The organism is Nonomuraea sp. NEAU-A123, from assembly GCF_018603905.1.
Classification (GTDB): domain Bacteria; phylum Actinomycetota; class Actinomycetes; order Streptosporangiales; family Streptosporangiaceae; genus Nonomuraea.
On record NZ_JAHFZZ010000035.1, the window covers coordinates 18,735 to 38,438 of the forward strand.

The 19,704-nt window shown below is 68.3% G+C and carries 14 protein-coding genes; 10 read left to right on the forward strand and 4 right to left on the reverse strand.

All coding sequences use genetic code 11. The features are described 5' to 3' along the window. Nucleotides 1-82: 82 nt before the first annotated feature. Nucleotides 83-1,168, reverse strand: coding sequence for a ParB N-terminal domain-containing protein (locus tag KLK06_RS54270; RefSeq protein WP_214643737.1), 1,086 nt, complete (start codon nucleotides 1,166-1,168; stop codon nucleotides 83-85). An 882-nt stretch (nucleotides 1,169-2,050) separates the two neighbouring features. Here KLK06_RS54270 and KLK06_RS54275 point away from each other — a divergent pair. Further along, the gene (locus tag KLK06_RS54275) at nucleotides 2,051-3,679 is read left to right on the forward strand and encodes a transposase (protein WP_214643738.1); all 1,629 of its coding nucleotides are present in this window, start codon (nucleotides 2,051-2,053) and stop codon (nucleotides 3,677-3,679) included. Nucleotides 3,680-5,169: 1,490 nt separating this feature from the next. Here the strand turns inward: KLK06_RS54275 and KLK06_RS54280 are convergent. Next, nucleotides 5,170-6,840 carry a hypothetical protein gene (locus KLK06_RS54280; RefSeq protein WP_214643739.1) on the reverse strand — a complete coding sequence of 557 codons (1,671 nt, stop codon included), beginning with the start codon at nucleotides 6,838-6,840 and terminating at the stop codon, nucleotides 5,170-5,172. A gap of 840 nt (nucleotides 6,841-7,680) precedes the next feature. On the opposite strand from KLK06_RS54280, the gene kdpF reads away from it, so the two are divergent. From kdpF to KLK06_RS54320, 8 genes are all read left to right on the forward strand, one after another. After that, complete coding sequence (gene kdpF, locus KLK06_RS54285; protein ID WP_214643740.1) at nucleotides 7,681-7,770, forward strand: K(+)-transporting ATPase subunit F; 90 nt, start codon at nucleotides 7,681-7,683, stop codon at nucleotides 7,768-7,770. Beyond that, nucleotides 7,770-9,431, forward strand: coding sequence for a potassium-transporting ATPase subunit KdpA (kdpA, locus tag KLK06_RS54290; RefSeq protein ID WP_214643741.1), 1,662 nt, complete (start codon nucleotides 7,770-7,772; stop codon nucleotides 9,429-9,431). The genes kdpF and kdpA overlap by 1 nt, the downstream gene beginning before the upstream one ends. Nucleotide 9,432: 1 nt before the next feature. Continuing rightward, the gene (gene kdpB, locus KLK06_RS54295; protein ID WP_214643742.1) at nucleotides 9,433-11,547 is read left to right on the forward strand and encodes a potassium-transporting ATPase subunit KdpB; all 2,115 of its coding nucleotides are present in this window, start codon (nucleotides 9,433-9,435) and stop codon (nucleotides 11,545-11,547) included. Further along, a complete protein-coding gene (locus KLK06_RS54300; RefSeq protein WP_214643743.1) occupies nucleotides 11,548-12,369 on the forward strand; it encodes a potassium-transporting ATPase subunit C in 822 nt (273 codons plus the stop codon). It abuts the gene before it with no gap. Between the two features lies 1 nt (nucleotide 12,370). Continuing rightward, nucleotides 12,371-14,914 (forward strand): ATP-binding protein, encoded by a 2,544-nt coding sequence (locus tag KLK06_RS54305; protein ID WP_214643744.1) that lies wholly within the window; start codon nucleotides 12,371-12,373, stop codon nucleotides 14,912-14,914. Next, nucleotides 14,911-15,579 carry a response regulator gene (locus KLK06_RS54310; RefSeq protein ID WP_214643745.1) on the forward strand — a complete coding sequence of 223 codons (669 nt, stop codon included), beginning with the start codon at nucleotides 14,911-14,913 and terminating at the stop codon, nucleotides 15,577-15,579. Before KLK06_RS54305 ends, KLK06_RS54310 begins: the two co-directional genes overlap by 4 nt. 103 nt (nucleotides 15,580-15,682) lie before the next feature. Next, nucleotides 15,683-15,898, forward strand: a complete 216-nt coding sequence (locus KLK06_RS54315) for a hypothetical protein (RefSeq protein WP_214643746.1) — start codon at nucleotides 15,683-15,685, stop codon at nucleotides 15,896-15,898. Nucleotides 15,899-16,340: 442 nt separating this feature from the next. Then, complete coding sequence (locus KLK06_RS54320) at nucleotides 16,341-16,751, forward strand: hypothetical protein (protein WP_214643747.1); 411 nt, start codon at nucleotides 16,341-16,343, stop codon at nucleotides 16,749-16,751. Between the two features lie 419 nt (nucleotides 16,752-17,170). Here the strand turns inward: KLK06_RS54320 and KLK06_RS54325 are convergent, their stop codons facing one another. Beyond that, entirely contained in the window at nucleotides 17,171-17,701 is a 531-nt protein-coding gene (locus KLK06_RS54325; protein WP_308168927.1) for a helix-turn-helix domain-containing protein, read from the reverse strand. Nucleotides 17,702-17,835: 134 nt separating this feature from the next. Between KLK06_RS54325 and KLK06_RS54330 the strand changes: the two genes are divergently transcribed. Next, nucleotides 17,836-18,756 carry an alpha/beta fold hydrolase gene (locus tag KLK06_RS54330; RefSeq protein ID WP_214643749.1) on the forward strand — a complete coding sequence of 307 codons (921 nt, stop codon included), beginning with the start codon at nucleotides 17,836-17,838 and terminating at the stop codon, nucleotides 18,754-18,756. Between the two features lie 269 nt (nucleotides 18,757-19,025). Here KLK06_RS54330 and KLK06_RS54335 read toward each other — a convergent pair whose 3' ends face one another. After that, on the reverse strand, nucleotides 19,026-19,532 hold the full coding sequence (locus KLK06_RS54335; RefSeq protein ID WP_214643750.1) for a hypothetical protein: 507 nt from the start codon (nucleotides 19,530-19,532) through the stop codon (nucleotides 19,026-19,028). Nucleotides 19,533-19,704 lie beyond the last annotated feature (172 nt).

Genomic DNA, 19,704 nt, shown 5'->3' on the forward strand with positions numbered 1-19,704 from the left:
TCGCCGATCCACCCGTGGTGGTCGGCGACGTCGGCTTTTCCGGGAGCTCTTCAGCGTTCCCGTTCGTCACGGCCCAGGCCCGTTACTGGCCGACAGCCTTCCAGGGCAGTGACGGGTCCCGCTCGTCGAGCTCCTGCGCGAACTGATGCCAGGTGGCGGCGTACTGGCGGGCCAGCCTGACCACCACGTGCTCCCAGTGGGGAGGGACCGCGTCGATGAGCTCCGACCAGCTCTCCATCGCCACTGCGGTCTGCTTCAGCAGCCGCAGCAACTGGCGGCCCTCCTCCTTCAGGCGTAGCGAGGGGTCGCGCAGCAGCTTGTCCAGCACCAGGGAGGGCTCCGGCTGGGGGAACTGCGCCGTCGTGGCCTGCTCGGCGCGCCGCTGGCCGATCTGGTCGGGCATCGCGGCGTCCGGTACAGGCTCCGCCGCGCCCTCGGCCGTGCCGGTGGCCGGCACGGTCATCGTGGGCGGCTCGTTCGACAACATGCGTCTGCGTACGTCGCTCGCCGTGGCCGGGGAGATCCCGGCGAGCCGTGCCACCTCCCGCAACGAGGACTCGGGATTGCGGGCGATGACCTCGGCCGCACGTAACCGGCCGCTGACGCCGCTCAGTGGCCGGACCCTGCCGTCGCGGCCGATGCGGGCGTTCAACTGCGGCACCGAGTCAGTTGAACGACGGCGGATGGCGGCCACCGCCTTGGCGCCGAGCCCGGACGCCCGCGCGATGGCCCGGTCCGACATGTGCGGGTGCGAGGCGACGATGCGGATCGCGGCGGCCCGCCGGTCGGCCTGGGTGAGGGGGAGACCGTGGGCGATGTTCGCCTGCACGGCGTGCAGGAAGGCGTCCTCCGTGGTGCCGTCGAAGAACTCGACGTCGATGTTCTCCTGGCCGCGTACCAGAGCGGCGAGCAGGCGGTGCATTCCGTCGATCACGCGCCGGTCGGAGCGGCGGACGAGGATGGCGGGAAGGGGACCGTCGATTTCGGCCAGCCGCGCCACGTGTTCCTGGTCCTGCCCCGCCAGCCGGGGCGACTCGCCGGGCATGAGCGTGGCGATCGGCACGCAGACGATCTGCGGCCCGAGATCGTCGGGAAGTGCGGTGAGCCCGGCGGAGCAAGTGCCCGTGGATTCCGGAACCGGGCCCACGCCGAATTCGTTTGCCTGCAAATCTTTCACCCCGTTAACATGGTGCTCATGTCTAATTATCCTCATTAATTGCCCGCCGCCGGACGATAGTTTTCCTCGCGTGATTTCTCCAGCGAAGTCCTGGCATGGCGAGGGGCATGGTCCGCCGCGATTTCGAAAGTGCTCAGGAGAACGAAAGAAGTGCCCGTTCCCGCATCAAGTGGCCGCCGCGCCCGATCCGCGTCATTCCACAGAATGCCATCGGCCGAGCAGAGAGGTGCAGGATGAGGTGGGCGTCCCTGCGGCCGCCCAAGGGGGCCAGAAGCTCATGATGACTCATCATCCACAGGGCAGGTCACTATGCCAAGCCTTTGGAGTCATCTTTGTATGTCAAATCTGTCATTGGCCGATCGGGTCAGGTTAATTCTTTCTGGTAAGGACGCTCCTCAGACGAGGGCGGGAAGACTCGCGGGCCATGGGGGCGGCGAACCCCCTGTTCAGCCGCCGTGGGCCGCGCGCACCACCAGGCGCAGCCTAGATACACGGTTATTGATCATTGATCTATTTCGCCTGGCCGAGCCCGCGACCTGCGGCTTCACCGGGACCGCGGCGGCCGGGCGCCGGATGGGAGCGCTGGAAGTCGCACCCGGCGCCTTGGATGATCACGCACAGTGAGTGGCAGCTCTCTGGATTGCGCCGAATTCGGCGGCCCGCGCCGGGATGAACGGTTAGCGCGGTGACGAGGTGGCCACGCTCAGTCCCCGCCCGGTGGGTGTACGCGTTTGTGCTTTTTTTATAGAGGCTGGTATTAGGTTCTCGTCCATGTACTTGCGGTCGACTCCCCGGCGGAATAAGGACGGTTCCGTAGTTCGCTACCTGCAGTTGGCGCACAACGCGTGGGATCCGGCGACGAAGCGTTCGAAAGTGCAGGTCATCTACAACTTCGGCCGGGACGACGCCTCGAACCGGCAGGCCCTCGTACGCCTGGCCGCCTCGGTTGTCAAGATCCTTGAGCCCGCCCAGCTCCTCGACGTGGCCGCCGACGGCCTGGAGTTCGTGGACTCGCAGCCGTTCGGCGCGGTGTGGGTGCTGGACGCGCTGTGGCGGCAATTAGAGCTCGACGGGACGTTCCGCGGGATGCGCCGGGACGGCGCGCTGGACCCCGCGGCGGAGCGGGTGCTGTTCGCCCTGGTCGCCAGCCGGGCCCTGGCGGGCTCGGCCGACCCGCCCGCCGAGGTCGCGCGCTGGGTGAACGAGGATGTCTTCGTCGACGGGCTGCCCGCGACCACCGAGGACGCCTGCCGGAAGGTGACCAAGTGGCTGTGCGAGGTGTCCGGCCGGCTGCAGGAAGAGGTCTTCCATCGGGTGGCCGACCGCCTCGACCTCAAAGCCGACCTGCTGTTCTTCGAGTCCGCCCATGGCGGTCTGCAGCCGGGCCTCGGCCTGGACGGGGACGAGGATCCCCAGGGCGAGGGGTCGAAGGATGCCCAGTCCCTGGCCCCGCCCTGGGGCTGCCACGAGGCCCACCAGACCGTGATCGGGCTGGCCGTCACCCGTACCGGCATCCCGCTCAGGATCTGGCGCTGGCCCGGCTGCACGGACGACGCGGCGATGATCCGCCAGGCCAAGGAGGACATGAAGGACTGGACGCTGTCGCGCGTCATCCGGACGGCCGACCGCGGCCGCCCGATCGCCGCAGACCGGCACGCCCTGCGCAAGGACGACGACCACCCCTACATCGTCGGCGCAAAACTGCGCTCGGGGTCGGCCGAGGCCGACGCCGCGCTGTCCCGCCAGGGCCGCTACCACCGCGTGGCGGCGAACCTGCGGGTCAAGGAGGTCCACATCGCCGCGGACGAACGCTTCGTGATCTGCCGCGACACCCGGACCGCCCAGCGCGACGCCGAAGTACGCACCCGCCTGGTGGAGGAACTCTCCGCGCTGATCGACGGCACCGACAGGCTGTCCGTCGCCGAACGCACCGACCTGCACATGGAGATCTCGGCCAATCCCCGGATGCGCCGCTATCTGCGCCTGACGCCCGGCGGGCTGCTGCGCATCGACGTCAAGGCCGTCAAGGCCGAGGAGAACCTCGACGGCAAGTATCTGGTCCGCACCACCGACCCCGAGCTGCCGGCCGAGGAGATCGCGCTTGGCTACATGAGGTTGCTCGAGTGCGAACGCACGTGGCGCGACCTGCTCGCCGGCCTGCGGCGGCTGAAGAGCCGGGGGGAGCCTGGAGACCGCGGGCACCTGCTGCTCACCTGGCTCAGCCTCCTTCTCGTCCGCATCGCCGAGAGCCGTACCGGGCTGTCGTGGTCAGGGTTACGGCGGGAGTTCGACCGCATCAAGCTCGGCACGTTTGCCGCCCGTACCGGCCTCCTGCGGCAGCGTACCGAGATCACCGAGGAGCAGTACGAGCTGCTCGCGGCCCTGGGCCTGGCCCCCCCGCCGCGGATCATCCAGATCACACCGTCGGACGGCGGACGGCGGAGGGCGGGCCCACATGCCATGAGCCGCCCACCGGCGCGGATGGCCGGGGGCGGTTCGTGACGGGGCGGATCAGGAGCGGGTCTCCTTGGGGAGCAGGAGCCCGACCAGGAAGGTCGCGGCCATCATCGCGGCCGCCGCTCCCAGCGTGCACCCGCCACCGAGGCCGCCTAAGATCCACTCACGGCACCTGCCTCGTCGAGTAATTTACACCGCTTCCGAGTGATTTCCACACCCCGCACGCCGAAGGCGGCGCGCTTCAAGGCGTCAAGGTCGCCCTGCCAGGTCCGAATCGGCCCGTTGGCCAGCATCCACCGATCTCCTTCAACGGGTTGGAACCGCGCGTCGCCTTCGAGAAGCGCAGCCGCAGGTGCGCAAGCACAGGTGGTGATTATCCGAGAAATGCCTGCTCGTGCCCTTGGAGTCGCAAAGCTCGGGCGTGTCGCGGCGCTCGACGTGAGGTTAGCTGAGGCCGGCGAGCAACCGGCCATGATCACTGGCGGGATCGAGGGCCGGCGAGAACCGGGAAACCCCAGGTCGAACGCGGTACTAGTGAGTAGGGCGGGTGGGACTTGAACCCACGACCCACGGATTATGAGAATCCTCGGTAAGTATCACCAGGTGTCATCGAGTGTTGTTTTGTATCGCTGTGATCGGAATCGTCCACGCCGGCGTGCCAGCGAGTGTTATCGCGTGTCAGGTTGTGGGGCGTACACGCGAGCAACCACCGAGCAACCGTGCGCCCTAGACCATCGCCATTATGTGCCGTTTGCCCACCAGGTTGCCGCTCGTCGGCCGCCAGCGGGCGGCCTGACTTCAGTGTTCTGGCTGACTCCTCACCGAGCTACCGTGCGTGGGGGTCAGCCCATAAGCCGAAACCCACGATGAAATGATCTTGAGGGGAGCTGCTTCTGGTCGCAGGCGCACTGTTCAACCAAGGCGGTCCACGGACCGGTGCGAACGTAGCCCAGGTGGTGGGCATCCCACTGCTGTTCCCGACGCTGCTGGTGCCGCTACTGCGCTGGCGATCGTTATCTGCGGCTGTCAAGCGAACTGGCTGGTCACCCGCTTGGAGGTCTGTCAGGCGCGTTAGGCAAGTCGTTCCGCATGCCGAGCATGGCAGGGGCTGACGCGAAAGACTTTCGTGCGCGTGCAGGGGTGGTCGGTCGGCTAAGGCGTGTTGGCCAGCGCTGACGGCACGGCGGGCTGCGGTGGCGGACGGGTCGCGCTGGCCCCTTCATGACGCGCATGGACCTCGCCTCAACCTTGCAGGACATGCTGTCCGCATCGGTCGCCGGCACCCTGGCCCGCGCCGCCGCGCTCTGAGAAGGCGTCCAGGGCCGACGCCCTCGTACGGGCTGCGTCACGGTGTCCGACTGCTGGGCCGTCCCAACGAGCCCCCGCGAACTGACCATCCGACCGGAGCGCGCGCCCGGCGACTACTACGAAGTGCACGTCGTGGCGGGAAGACCCAAGCGGGCTGAGTTCCGTGGTTCGGCGTGCCCAACGACATGGGTGACGGCGATTCGGATCGCCGTCACCCCGTCGGGAGGTTACGCGGGGGGCTGGGACACGACGACCACGTGGGTGGTCTTCGCCGGCTCGATTGTCGAGTTTCCCACCAGCTGGATGACGTACGTGTGCTTGCCGGCCGTCGTCGGCGTGTCAGCGAAGCTGAACGACCCGTCGGCAGCGGCAGTCATCTTGGCCAGGGCTTTCGAGGTAGTGCCATCGGGGTTGGAGACGTTACGTACGACGGTGACAATGGTGAGCGGGAAGGTGATGCCGTCGGCGGCGAACGTTCCGTTGAATTCGAGTCGCTCGCCGACGACGCCGGTCGCCGGGCCGGTCACTGTGAGCACCGGCTGGTACAGGCCCACCTCGACGATGGCCGAGGCGCCGCTGCCCCTGAACCATGAGTTGCCCGGCCAGTACAACCGATATTCGTACGACCCCCATTTCGGTGCGGTATCGGTGAACTGGTACGTGCCGTCCGCCTTCGTGGTGACTTCCTGGAAGGGCCGGGAGGTGCCGTCGGGGAGCCAGCGGTACAGCTCAAGCGTCTGCATGCCGGGCAGCGCGCCGGTGCTCAGCGTGAGCCGCCCGCTGAAGGTCAGCTGCTTGAGCGCGGTCGCCTCGGTGGGAGCCGTCATGGTCAGGGTGGAGGCGTGGTAAGGCGAATGCGGCAGCCGCCAGAGGTGCATCCGCCCAGTGTCAGGCTCCTTCAGCACCGCATAGGTGAGGACGCCGTAGAAGGCGATGCTGCCCGACACCAGCGCCTTCCCCTGGTGGTCGGCCGAGTAGATCACCTCCGCCGTGGCCGGGTCGTACACCACGAGCTCCGCCGCGTCGCCCGCGGAGGAGTTCCAGCCGCCCACGACGTAGGCGCCGTCCGGGCTGGCCGCGACGGCGGTGGGGAGGCCGTGCTCGCTCAGCTCGCCGCTATCGTAGGCGCGTGTCTTGGCGTTGGTCGTCGTATCCCAGGCGTCGAACCGGTGGGTGTCGGCCAGCGCCGACAGCGCCGCTGACCCGTAGTCGGCGAGGGCGAGGTCCCGCAGGGACGTGTCAGCGCGGATCTCACCGCGCGGGATGGCCGGGGTGGTGCTGACGTCATACACCCTGACCGAGGCGGGGTCGGCTCCAGGCTCCCCCGCCGCCAGTGTGCTCCCGGCGACGGCGACCAGCGGAGGCTGCGTCGTGCTTGGCCCGACCGAGACGAGGGTGGGTGTCGGCCTCCACAGCTCGAGGGCGACGACGCCTCCTTCCCCCGCTTGACCGCACCCGTATCCGACCCACAGCCGCTCGTACGACTGGGCCAGCGTGGACGGGCACGGGTAGGCGGTGAGGTCGATCCGCTTGGTGATGGCGAGCGTTGCGATGTCGATCTCGATCACTTCATGCGAATCGCGCAGCGCCGCGTACACCTTCCTGCCGTTGTCCGCCACGGACAGGGCCACGGCACCGGACAGGCCGCTGATCGTGTCGATGAGCGTGCCGTCGCTTTTGGTGACCACGATCCGATCGTCGGCGGCGACGAAGATTTTGCCGCTCTGCCCCACCACGTCGCCGCCCCTGTCTGCGGCGACGCCGAGGTCGGTGACGGTGTCGGCGGCCGAGGCGGCGGGTGCCTGAGCGACGAGCAGGACCGCTGCCAGGAACAGGGACCCAGCCAGGGCGACTAATCGGTGGGAAAGAGGAGCACGGCCAGAGCTTGAGAGGCGCACATGCACTCCATTCAGAAGGACGATTGTCGAACGTATGTTCGCACACTGGATCATCGTCGTCCAGAACGGCCTCGGAGAAGGTGATCCCATCGCCCGCCGCCCCAGGCGGACCTCGTACGGGGCGTGGCCGGCAAAGTCCTGACCGCGAGGGGCACGGTGTGGGCGTGCCGTGAGAGGTGCATCCATCGTCTTCTCGGCCGCCCGTCCAACGAGTTGCCACTCTCGGCAGGGATCGGGTGCCATCCGAGGTCCATCGTAATCGTCGGCGCGGTGTCGCCTTCGAAGCACATGTCTGCAAGGCCAGCCAACATGCCTTACGTGCCTACTTTGGCCTGCTGGGCGGCCCGGCGCAGGCGCCTGAGGTCCTGGCGGCGCCTTGCTGCGGTGGCCCGCCCGGGCCACAGCTGATCGGCTCGGGCATGGACCCCGGCGACGCCGGCGCCGACCAGGCTGACTAGCACATCTGGAACCTTCGCCGCGGGCGGCTCGCGGAAGCGCAGGCGGGCCGCTCACCCGCGAGGTCCTCCGCAAGGCCGAGCCGGACCTCGAACGCAGACCGCACGTCCACGTCGGCTGACGGACGCCCTGTAGGCGTTGCCCGACTCCTCCGCGTGCCGCGTACTAATCGCGTCAAGAATCGCGCCACGGCCGTATGGATGCCGTCAAGAACGGCAAAACGGGCCTATTTCGGGGTTTTGCTGGGTCGTGAACCGCTCATCCCGGGCGGTAGGCATGGTGTTCCAGAGTTGAGGAGTTGGGGATGGCAGACGTCATCTTCGTGGCCCTGACGATCGCGATCTTCGTGATCTTCGGGCTCGTCGTGAAGGCGGTGGAGCGCCTGTGAGCGCGATCAACGCCGCCGGTCTGATCGTGGTCACCGCTCTGGTGATCTTCATGGTCGCGGCGCTGCTGTTCCCGGAGCGTTTCTGATGAGCACGACCGCCGCAGGGATGATCTTCATCGTCTCCCTGATCGTCGCGCTGGGCCTGGTGCACAAGCCATTGGGCGACTACATGTACCGGGTCTACACGACCACCAGGCACAACGTCGTCGAGCGGGGCGTCTATCGGCTGCTCGGCGTGCGTGCCGATGCCGAGCAGAGCTGGGGCGTCTACGCGCGCAGCCTGCTGGCGTTCTCGGTGATCTCCATCCTGGTCGTGTACGGCATGCAGCGGTTGCAGGACAAGCTCCCGCTGAGCCTGGGCATGAAGCCGGTCACCGACCACATCGCCTGGAACACCGCGATCAGCTTCGTCACCAACACCAACTGGCAGGCGTACTCGGGCGAGTCCACGATGGGCTACCTGGTGCAGATGTCGGCGCTGGCCGTGCAGAACTTCGTGTCCGCGGCCGTGGGCATGGCGGTGGCGATCGCCCTGGTACGCGGCTTCGCCCGCCGCAAGGCCGACACGATCGGCAACTTCTGGGTGGACCTGGTACGCGGCTCGCTCCGCATCCTGCTGCCGATCGCCTTCGTCGGCGCGCTGGTGCTGGTGGCCGGCGGGCTGATCCAGAACCTCTCCGGCCTGCACGAGGTCACCACGCTGACCGGCGGCACCCAAGGGATCACCGGCGGCCCGGTCGCCTCGCAGGAGGCCATCAAGGAACTGGGCACCAACGGCGGCGGCTTCTACAACGCCAACTCCGCCCACCCCTTCGAGAACACCACCAACTGGACCAACTGGCTGGAGGTCTTCCTGCTCCTGGTGATCCCGTTCGCGCTGCCGCGTACCTTCGGCAAGCTCGTCGGCCAGGTCAAGCAGGGCTACGCCATTCTCGCCGTGATGGGCGTCATCGCGCTGACCAGCGTGCTGCTCACCAACGTGTTCGAGCTGGGTGGCAACGCCACCGTGCCGCAGGCCGTCGGCGCGGCGATGGAGGGCAAGGAGGTCCGCTTCGGCGTCTCCGACTCGGCCACCTTCGCCGCCTCCACCACGCTCACGAGCACCGGTGCCGTGAACTCCTTCCACGACTCGTTCACGCCGTTCGGCGGCATGATGACGATGTTCAACATGATGCTCGGCGAGGTCGCGCCCGGCGGCGTCGGCTCCGGCCTGTACGGCATGCTGATCCTGGCCGTGATCACGGTGTTCGTGGCCGGGCTGATGGTCGGCCGGACCCCGGAGTATCTGGGCAAGAAGATCGGCGCCCGGGAGATCAAACTCGCCTCGCTGTACTTCCTGGTCACCCCGGTCCTCGTGCTGATCGGCACGGCGTTCGCGATGGGCTCGGCGGAGCAGCGCGCGAGCATGCTCAACTCGGGGCCGCACGGCTTGTCCGAGGTCCTGTACGCCTTCACCAGCGCCTCCAACAACAACGGCTCGGCGTTCGCCGGCATCACGGTCAACACGCCGTGGTATGACGTGGCGCTCGGCCTGTGCATGGTGTTCGGCCGGTTCCTGCCGATCGTGCTGGCGCTGGCGCTGGCCGGGTCGCTGGCGCGGCAGGCGCCGGTCCCCGCGGGCGCCGGCACGCTGCCGACCCACCGGCCGCAGTTCGTCGGCATGGTCGTCGGTGTGACGATCATCCTGGTGGCCCTCACCTTCCTCCCGGCGCTCGCGCTCGGCCCCATCGCAGAAGGACTGTCCTGATATGTCAACCCCAGTGCTCGAAGCGCCGGGCAAGGCTCCCGCGCCGAAGCGGAACGGCCGGGTCGGCGGCGGCCTGCTCGACCCCAAGCAGCTCCTGACCTCGCTGCCGGACGCGGTGAAGAAGCTCAACCCGGTCACGCTATGGCGCAACCCCGTCATGTTCATCGTCGAGATCGGCGCGGTGTTCACCACCGTCCTGGCGGTGCTCGAGCCGTCGTTCTTCGCCTGGGCCATCGTGGTGTGGCTGTGGCTGACCGTGGTCTTCGCGAACCTGGCCGAGGCCGTGGCCGAGGGCCGGGGCAAGGCACAGGCCGCCACCCTGCGCGCGGCCAAGCGGGACACCACGGCCCGCCGCCTGAAGAGCCGTACCTCCCAGGAATGGGATGTGGTCGGCGCGCCGGAGCTCAAGCAGGGCGACTTCGTGGTCGTCGAGGCGGGGGAGATCATCCCGGGCGACGGCGACGTGGTCGAGGGCATCGCCTCGGTGGACGAATCCGCCATCACCGGCGAGTCCGCGCCGGTCATCCGCGAGTCGGGCGGCGACCGATCCGCGGTCACCGGCGGCACGAAGGTGCTGTCGGACCGGATCGTCGTCGAGATCACCCAGAAGCCCGGCGAGAGCTTCATCGACCGCATGATCGCCCTCGTGGAGGGCGCGAACCGGCAGAAGACGCCGAACGAGATCGCGCTGAACATCCTGCTGGCCGCGCTGACGATCATCTTCCTGGTCGCCACCGCCACCATGCAGCCGCTGGCCATCTACTCCAAGTCGATCAACCTGGGCGTGCCCGACTCGCTCGCGCTGAACGCGAACGGGGTCACCGGCGTGGTGCTGGTGTCCCTGCTGGTGTGCCTGATCCCGACCACGATCGGCGCGCTGCTGTCGGCGATCGGCATCGCCGGGATGGACCGCCTCGTCCAGCGCAATGTGCTGGCGATGAGCGGGCGCGCGGTCGAGGCCGCGGGCGACGTCTCCACGCTGCTGCTGGACAAGACCGGCACCATCACGCTGGGCAACCGGCAGGCGTCGGAGTTCGTCCCGGTCGCGGGCGTCACCGAGCAGGAGCTGGCCGAGGCGGCGCAGTTGTCCAGCCTCGCCGACGAGACGCCCGAGGGCCGCTCGATCGTGGTGTTCGCCAAGCAGCACTACGGCCTGCGCGAGCGGCAGATCCACGGCGCGGAATGGGTCCAGTTCACCGCTCAGACCAGGATGAGCGGCGTCAACCTCGGCGACCGCCAGGTGCGCAAGGGCGCGGCCACCGCGGTGATGAAGTGGGCGCGCGACCAGGGCGGGCACCCGACCGACGAGGTCGGCCACCTGGTGGACGGCATCTCCGGCTCCGGCGGCACCCCGCTGGTGGTGGCCGAGAAGGGCCGGGTGCTGGGGGTCATCCACCTCAAGGACGTGGTCAAGCAGGGCATGCGGGAGCGGTTCGACGAGATGCGCCGGATGGGCATCCGGACCGTGATGATCACCGGGGACAACCCGCTGACCGCCAAGGCCATCGCGGATGAGGCCGGGGTGGACGACTTCCTGGCAGAGGCCACGCCCGAGGACAAGCTGACGCTGATCAGGAAGGAGCAGGAGGGCGGCCGGCTGGTCGCGATGACCGGCGACGGCACCAACGACGCCCCCGCGCTCGCCCAGGCCGACGTCGGCGTGGCGATGAACACCGGCACGTCGGCCGCCAAAGAGGCGGGCAACATGGTCGACCTCGACTCCAACCCGACCAAGCTCATCGAGATCGTCGAGATCGGCAAGCAGTTGCTCATCACGCGCGGCGCGCTGACGACGTTCTCGATCGCCAACGACATCGCCAAGTACTTCGCGATCATCCCGGCGATGTTCGCGGCGGTCTACCCGGGTCTGGACGCGCTCAACATCATGCGCCTGGCCAGCCCGCAGTCGGCCGTCCTGTCCGCGGTGGTGTTCAACGCGATCGTCATCATCGCGCTGATCCCGCTCGCGCTGCGTGGGGTGCGTTACCGGCCCTCCAGCGCCTCCAAGCTGCTGTCGCGCAACCTGTACATCTACGGCCTGGGCGGCATCGTCGCGCCGTTCCTCGGCATCAAGATCATCGACCTGTTCATCCAGTTCCTTCCGGGGATGTCGTAAATGGAACGTCTACCTAGCTGGCTGCGCCAGCATCTTGCCGCGCTCAGGGCGGTCGTCGTGCTGACCGTGCTGCTCGGTGTGATCTATCCGCTGGTCACCACCGGCGTCGCCCAGGCCCTGTTCAACGGCAAGGCCAACGGCTCGATCGTCCAGGCCGGTGGCAAGGACGTCGGCAGCGCGATCATCGGCCAGAAGTTCACCGACAAGGACGGCAACCCGGTCAAGAAGTACTTCCAGTCCCGCCCGTCCGCGGCCGGCGACGGCTACGACCCGACTTCGACCAGCGCCAGCAACCTGGGCCCTGACGACATCGTGGATGGCCCCAACGGCGGGCAGTCGCTGCTCACCCAGGTCTGCGCCCGCTCCAAGGCGATCGGCGAGCTGGCGGGCGTCAGCGGCGCCCGCCCGTACTGCACGCCCGACGGCGTGGGCGCGGTGCTGAAGGTCTTCCCCGACCATGCCGTCAGCGTCAACCAGGCGTGCCCGGCAACCCCGTTCGTGGCCACCTACGAGGGGCTGAAGGTGGAATGCGGCAAGCCCGGCGAGGACTACGCCGCAGGCCGAACCGTCCCGGTCAGGGGAGAGGCGGGAACCCCCGCCGTACCTGCCGACGCGGTGACGGCCAGCGGCTCCGGGCTCGACCCGCACATCTCGCCCGCCTACGCCGAGCTCCAGGCGCCGCGTGTGGCCAGGGAGCGCGGGATCGCGCTCGACAAGGTCAAGCAGCTCATCGAGGCGAACACCACCGGCCGGACGTTCGGCTTCATGGGCGAGCCCGCGGTGAACGTGCTCGAACTCAACCTGTCCCTGGACAAGGCGTGACATGAGAGGGCGGCTGCGGGTCTACCTCGGGGCGGCCCCCGGGGTCGGCAAGACGTACGCGATGCTCTGCGAAGGCCGCAGAGGGCTGGAGCGCGGCAGGGACGTGGTCGTGGGCTTCGTCGAGACCCACGACCGCGCCCGCACCGCCGCCCTGCTGGAAGGCATGGAGGTGATCCCGCGCAAGACGCTCGTCTACCGCGGCGCCACGTTCACCGAGCTGGACACCGAGGCAGTGATCGCCCGCGCGCCCACAGTTGCGTTGATCGACGAGCTGGCGCACACCAACGTGCCCGGCTCCCGCAACGTCAAGCGCTGGCAGGACATCGACGACCTCCTTGACGCCGGGATCGACGTCATCTCCACGGTGAACATCCAGCATCTGGAGTCAGTCAACGACGTGGTCCAGGAGATCACCGGCGTGCCGCAGCGCGAGACGGTGCCGGACGAGGTGGTACGGCGGGCCGACCAGATCGAGCTGGTCGACATGTCGCCCGAGGCGCTGCGCCGCCGGATGGCGCACGGCAACGTCTACGCGCCGGAGAAGGTCGACGCGGCCCTGTCGAACTACTTCCGCGTCGGCAACCTCACCGCGCTGCGCGAGCTGGCCCTGCTGTGGGTCGCCGGAAAAGTCGATGACCAGCTCGATCGCTACCGCGCCGAGCATGGCATCGCCAGCACCTGGGAGGCGCGCGAGCGCGTCGTGGTCGCCCTGACCGGCGGCCCCGAAGGCGACACGCTGGTACGCCGAGCTGCCCGCATCGCCGCCCGCACCAAGGGCGCCGACCTGCTGGCCGTCCATGTGACCAGCGCCGACGGGCTGGCCGGAGCCGATCCGGCCAGCCTGGCCCGCCAAAGGTCGCTGGTCGAGGACATGGGCGGCACCTACCACCAGGTCGTCGGCGACGACATCCCGCGCGCCCTGCTGGACTTCGCCCGCGGCGTCAACGCCACCCAGCTCGTGCTCGGCGCATCCAGAAGGGGCCGGTTCGCCCAGCTCTTCTCCCGAGGCGTCGGGGTGGAGACCACCGCCCGATCGGGCTCCATCGACGTCCACATGATCACCCATGCCGAGGCCAAGAAGGGCCGCCGGCGGCCGGTCCGCTCACGTGCCGCGCTCACCCGTACGCGCCGGTCCATCGGCTGGGTGATGGCGGTGGCCGGGATGCCCGCGCTGACGGCCGCGCTGTCGCCGTTCAGGGACGTGCTGTCGCTGCCCAGCGAGATCCTGTTCTTCCTCTGCCTGACCGTCGGGGTGGCGCTGGCAGGCGGTATGTGGCCGGCCATCACCGCGGCCGTCGGCGGATCGCTGCTGCTCAACTGGTTCTTCACGCCGCCGATCGGCCAGTTCACCATCAGCGACCCGGAGAATTTCTTCGCCTTGGTCGTGTTCGTTCTGGTGGCCGCGGCCGTCAGCACCATCGTGGACATCGCCGCCCGGCGCACCAGGCAGGCCGCCCGGGCCAGCGCGGACGCCGAGCTGCTGTCCACCCTGGCCGGGCACGTGCTGCGCGGCCAGGCCGCCGTGCCGTCCCTGCTGGAGCGGATGCGCGAGACGTTCGGCCTGACCTCGGTCACCCTGCTCGAACGACGGCCCGAGGCCGCCCGCACACCCGACTACCAGTCGGATCCGGACGCGTGGCGGATCGCGGCCACCTTCGGCGGCGCCCCGTCCACCTGCCCCGGCCAATCCGACACCGACGTGGTCATCGACGACGACATGATCCTGGCCGCCCAGGGCGGGCCGCTGGACGCCGCCGACCGCACCGTGCTGGAGGCGTTCGCCGCCGAGGTCGCCGTGGCGCTCCGCCAGGAACGCCTCCAGCAGGAGGCCGAACAGGCCCGCCCACTGGCCGAGGCCGACAAGATGCGCACCGCCCTGCTCGCCGCCGTCAGCCACGACCTGCGCACGCCGCTGGCCTCGGCCAAGGCCGCGGTGGAGAGCCTGCACAACACCGACGTCGCCTGGTCGGAACAGGACCGCGCCGAGCTGTTCGCCACCGCCGAGGAGTCGCTGGACAAGCTGGACCGCCTGGTGGCGAACCTGCTCGACATGAGCCGTCTGCAGGCCGGGGTACTCGGTGTGACCCCGCAACCGCTGGCCCTGGAGGAGATCGTGCCGCGCGCCATCGACGATCTCGGCCCGCTGCGCGACCGGGTCGAGGGCGACATCTCCATCGACCTGCCCGAGATCCTCGCCGACGCGGCCCTGCTGGAGCGGGTGCTGGTCAACCTCATGTCCAACGCGGTCCGCTACAGCCCGCCGGACAAGACGGTACTGATCACCGCGAGCTGGCACGGCGACCACGTGGAGATCCGCGTGATGGACCGCGGCCCGGGTATCCCGCCGGAGGCGCACGACCACGTCTTCCAGCCGTTCCAGCGGCTCGGCGACCGCGACAACCACTCCGGCGTCGGCCTCGGCCTGGCCCTCTCGCGCGGCCTGACCGAGGCGATGGGCGGCACCCTCGTACCCGAGGAGACACCCGGGGGAGGTCTCACCATGACCCTCACACTGCCCATTTCCAGCAGCGCGGTGACGGCATGACCCGCATCCTCGTGGTCGACGACGAGCCGCAGATCCTGCGCGCGCTCCGGATCAACCTGGCCGCCCGCCACTACGAGGTGGACATCGCCGCCGACGGCGCCGCGGCCCTGCGCGCGGCCGTCGACAGCGCACCGGACCTGGTCATCCTCGATCTGGGGCTGCCCGACCTGGACGGGATCGACGTCATCCACGGCCTGCGCGGCTGGACCACCATCCCGATCATCGTGCTGTCCGGCAGGGCCGGCAACCAGGACAAGATCGAGGCCCTGGACGCCGGCGCGGACGACTACGTGACCAAGCCGTTCGGCATCGACGAACTGCTGGCCCGCGTGCGCGCCGTCACCCGCCGCACCTCGTTCCAGGAAGCCGAGCTGGCCCGCATCCAGCTCGGCGACCACGTGATCGACCTGACCAACAAGACGATCTCCAGCGATGTACGCCTCACCCCGACCGAGTGGCACATCCTGGAGATGCTGCTCCGCCACCCCGGCAAGCTGATCAGCCAGCGTCACATCCTCACCGAGGTGTGGGGTGCCCGCTTCGTGAAGGAAACCCACTACCTGCGCCAGTACATGGCCCAGCTCCGCCGCAAACTCGAACACGACCCGGCCAGCCCCGCCCACCTGATCACCGAACCCGGCATGGGCTACCGCTTCAAACCATGACCCCGCATCAGCCGGCGTTGCCCGGAAGCCTGATGCGCATGTGCTGCCGGATGCCGCCACCAGCATGAAATCCCCTATTCAGGAGCATTCTGCAATGTCTAGTGTGAAAACTCCCCCTCCGGTCAAGGAGCCCGCCGATCTCGGTGATCGGCATCGGCTGTCCGTGATCGGTGGGCTGGCGGCGCTGTCGCTGGACGCGATGGCGTCGGTGGCGTACGGGCCCGAGGCGATCGTGCTGGTGCTGGCCCTCGCGGGTGGCGCGGGGCTGGGCTCATCAGGGTCAGGGCGGTCACCAGCAGCGCGCCGATGGCCGGGATGAAGGTCCAGCCGCCAGGAGTCGCCCGCTCTGCTCGGCGAGTCCGGCGTTGAGCCAGTTGGCTCCTTCTTCATGGGAGATCCCGTATCGAAGGGCCTCCCACGCTGGCGGCCGGCGGATCCGTGTGCCCTGCCCCGGCACCGCGCGTAAGCGGGAAGACCTTGAACACCGCCGTCGCGGGGCAAGCGTGGCGGCCGCGAGCGCGAGGGGGCGGAGACGGAGAGCCACGCTACGGCGGGCTCGCACCGTCATTTCCCCTCCTTCCCACGATCGATGGCCCCACTATGTCCATTTCCCGAATCTCCAGGCAATGGATTTGACGCGCACACCGCGCGTAAATAACGCGTCAGTGGCCGTAGTGAACGCGTAGGAATGTCGTAAGGAACGGCGCTCCCGTACGCCGGATCGTGTTACATGAAGTCGTTCCCGCCGGAAGGGATGGTCGATGCGCGGGCGTCCTGTGGAAGTGCTGATTCCGGCCGGATTCGTATGCGCGGTCGGCGGCTGTGTGATGGCCGCAATGACCGTCTCCCAGACCACGGCACGCGTCATCCCGGTGGCGGTGGCCGTCGGCCTGTTCGCGTTCTGGGCAAGGCACTACCTCGCCGCGTTCGCGACGGGAGCGATGGCCTGGTGCTTCGTGACAGGTTTCCTGGTGCGGGCCGAAGGGGAGCTGGCGTTCGGGCCCGACGACCTCGTCAGGCTGGCCGCGCTGGCTGCAGTAGCGCTCGCGGGCTGCGCCTACGGGCAGATGCTTCATGTCCGGCGTTCGCGTCGCCGGCTTCGCCGTCTGATGCGGGCGCGCGCAGACGCCCGTCGTGCTCCCGTGCTGCGGGGACGGTTGCATGCGCGTTAGAAAGGGCGAGAGGAGCGTTCCGGACGGCCCCGTAGAGTTTTCGACCGTTTATTTCCCTGGCCATGAAGAGATTCGCGCACACCCCTTTGCGGCTGCCTGTCCGCGGAACCGCCTTCGCGATTCCGGATTGGCGGGCACGCCGCGTCAGTGGTGTGCCCGCGGCCGTCAAGCACGAGCATCACACGTGGCTGCTGCTCTTCGCTCATACCGGGGTCGGCGTCCTGACTCTGCGGGCCGCACAGGAAATGCGGATGATAACTCTGGCAGAGCGCCTCGGCTTCGTCAGGGATTCCACCCCCAATGCGTCTGCCCCCGATGAGGCCAATATGACAAGGAGGTGCGCCAGTACGCGGCGGCCCGGGTGTGGACCTTCGGCGAAGGGCCGCGGGCGCTGTTCGACCGGGCGCGGGTGCACATGCTCAAGGAGCCTCCGTCGGGAACAAGATCATGCTCAGGAGGTGGGGGCTGCGGCCGGCCGCGGGTTTGTTGCCCGCCCTGGAGGCGAGGACGTCGCGTAGCTCGTCGATCATCTCGGCGAGCTCGCCCGGGGTGAGCCAGATGGTGCCCTGCCGGTAGCCCACGGAGTCGGCGGTCGGGTCGGCTCCGTCCCGGTCGAGGTAGGCGTTGAACTCGGCGTGCAGGGCGGCCATGGCTGCGGCGAACCCGTGACGGTGCTCGTCCAGGGACATCGACGCGGCCATGTCAGCGTCGATCCCTGCGTGCTCGCGGCGTAGCCGGTAGTGGCGTTCGACGGCGCCGTGCACGCGCTGCTCGTCGACGACTTCCAGCACGCCCGCCTCGGCCAACAGGCCGACGTGCCGGTACACCGTGGTCTTGGGGGCGTCGGGCAGGCTGGTGCACAGGTCGGACGTGGTGCGGATGCGACCGCCGGACATGGCGTGCACGATGCGTAGCCGGACCGGGTGCAGGAGCAGATCAAGGGTGTCCACGGCCCTACGATCCCACATCTGGTACCGTTCCTAAAATTGGAAATGCAGATGCCGGTGGCGTGGCGATGGGTGGCGACCCCGAAAGGCGCGCTCTCGTCTCCGCCAAGTCGGCGCCGACAGTGAGGGAGTCAGTGATGCAACATCAAGCGGCCGAGGCAATGCCGCCAGTTGGACGGCACTACCAGGTCAGGGATCGGAGACTGTTCCTCCACCGCTCGGGCAGCGGGAGCCCGGCGGTGGTGTTCCTACCCGGTGCCGGCTCATCCGGCATGGACGGCTTCATCGTTCAACAGCGGGCCGCTGAACTCACCACGAGCGTGCTCTACGACCGGGCCGGAACGGGGTGGAGCGACCGGGCCGAGCTGCCACGCACCTCCACCCAGGTCACCGACGAGCTGCGCGAGCTGCTGCGGGTCGTCGGCGTGCCCGCTCCCTACCTGCTGGTCGGTCATTCTCTCGGCGGCCTCTACGCACGCCACTATGCGCAGCGTTTCCCTGACGAGGTGGCGGGGTTGGTCCTGGTGGAGCCCGAACACGAGGACTACGACTCCTACATGCCCAAGGAACTGAACGAGCTGTATCAGGCATGGGACCCCGGCGAGGCGGTGCCTGACGAGTTGCCCGACGAAGTCATCCAGTTCTACCGCACCCTGTTCGCCCAGGAGATGGCCGACTGGCCGGAAGAGATCCGCGAGTCGCTGATCGAACGCCACGTCAGCCCGGAATGGCTGAAGATCGGCGGTCAAGAGGCGGCCAACCGTTACCAACTCCATGACGAGCTACGCAACGCGGGACCGATGCCCGACGTCCCGCTGATCGTGCTCACCGCCACGGCGATCGACCCCTTCAAAGAAGCGGTCACCCAGGGCATACCCACGTCACTCCTCCAGGAGGAGGCCGAAGCGAAAACGCGGCTCTACACGGCGCTGGCCAAATCGGTTGCGCACGGTGAGAACCGCGTTGTCGACGACGCCGGACACGTCTCCGTCATATTCCGCCGTCCCGACGCCGTTCTCCAGGCGATCCAAGACCTACTCGGCAGACCCGGCAGCTGATCAGGACAGCGGCTCCACGGCAGCGTCGAGCCCCGGCCCGGAACTGCCTGGAAATACGGGGCTGATGCTGGTGAGATCGCCTATACGCGGGGGTTGCGTAGGCCGCGTGATCCTTTGCGCTTGGGGTCCCGTGGGGCTGGGTCCGGTCGGGCTGGGTGGGGCCGCGTGGGTTGAGGGTCGGGTGGGCTTGATGGCGCGGCTGGGGTGATGGGCTCGACTGCGTCGTGATTCGGCGGACGATCTCAGTCCGGCCGTGAACGTCGGCGGATTTATAGTTGGGGTGGTTGCTCCGCACCTGGTGTGGCTTGGGCGTCGTCTTCCTCCACCCGCACATAACCCGCGGAATGAACGGCCAGACCCAAGATCGTGCCAACCAGGATCGCGATCCCGGCGATCGTCATGATGTGCCAGAAACCGGCGACCACCCCGGCGAACCCGAGCCCGAGCGCAGCCTGCTGCGCCACCAGCACGAGAACGGAACTCGTCATGCGCCGACGATAGGTTTCATGCCGGTTCAACATGATGAGAGCAGACAAGAGCGGGATGGCCAAGGAGAAAGCGATCACGCAGATCTGGGCGGACAGATCAAGGGAAGCGGCTCCCGGGGTCAGGAACGGCTGCACCAAGATGACTCCGATACCGATCAAGCCGCCGTACATGAGGTTGTTCTGCCGGAGGGTCTCCTCCTGATGTGCTGCCGCCCGTTTCTTCCACCATTCCCCTTGTGCGGCGGCTTGCCGCCTCCACCACGCTTCGTTCGCAATGTTCTCGTCCATGGCGACCATTGTGCAGATGGTGCGAGCCGGCCTCCACCAGCCCCTGCCCCGGCTTGGTGATGAACCGGCCAGGTTGCGCGTACGACAGTGGCCGGGCGCAACCTGGCCGGCACGCCACTTCCAGGCGGCGCTGGATATCGCCGCCGCGGACGGCCTCAGCTGTCTGGTGTCG

What these genes read in the sequence shown, in the direction of transcription:
- KLK06_RS54300 (WP_214643743.1), top strand. Translation starts at nt 11,548, where the DNA reads ATGGAACGTCTACCTAGCTGGCTGCGCCAGCATCTTGCCGCGCTCAGG.
- kdpB (WP_214643742.1), top strand. Translation starts at nt 9,433, where the DNA reads ATGTCAACCCCAGTGCTCGAAGCGCCGGGCAAGGCTCCCGCGCCGAAG.
- KLK06_RS54320 (WP_214643747.1), top strand. Translation starts at nt 16,341, where the DNA reads ATGCGCGGGCGTCCTGTGGAAGTGCTGATTCCGGCCGGATTCGTATGC.
- KLK06_RS54310 (WP_214643745.1), top strand. Translation starts at nt 14,911, where the DNA reads ATGACCCGCATCCTCGTGGTCGACGACGAGCCGCAGATCCTGCGCGCG.
- KLK06_RS54335 (WP_214643750.1), bottom strand. Translation starts at nt 19,532, where the DNA reads ATGGACGAGAACATTGCGAACGAAGCGTGGTGGAGGCGGCAAGCCGCC.
- kdpA (WP_214643741.1), top strand. Translation starts at nt 7,770, where the DNA reads ATGAGCACGACCGCCGCAGGGATGATCTTCATCGTCTCCCTGATCGTC.
- KLK06_RS54330 (WP_214643749.1), top strand. Translation starts at nt 17,836, where the DNA reads ATGCAACATCAAGCGGCCGAGGCAATGCCGCCAGTTGGACGGCACTAC.
- KLK06_RS54305 (WP_214643744.1), top strand. Translation starts at nt 12,371, where the DNA reads ATGAGAGGGCGGCTGCGGGTCTACCTCGGGGCGGCCCCCGGGGTCGGC.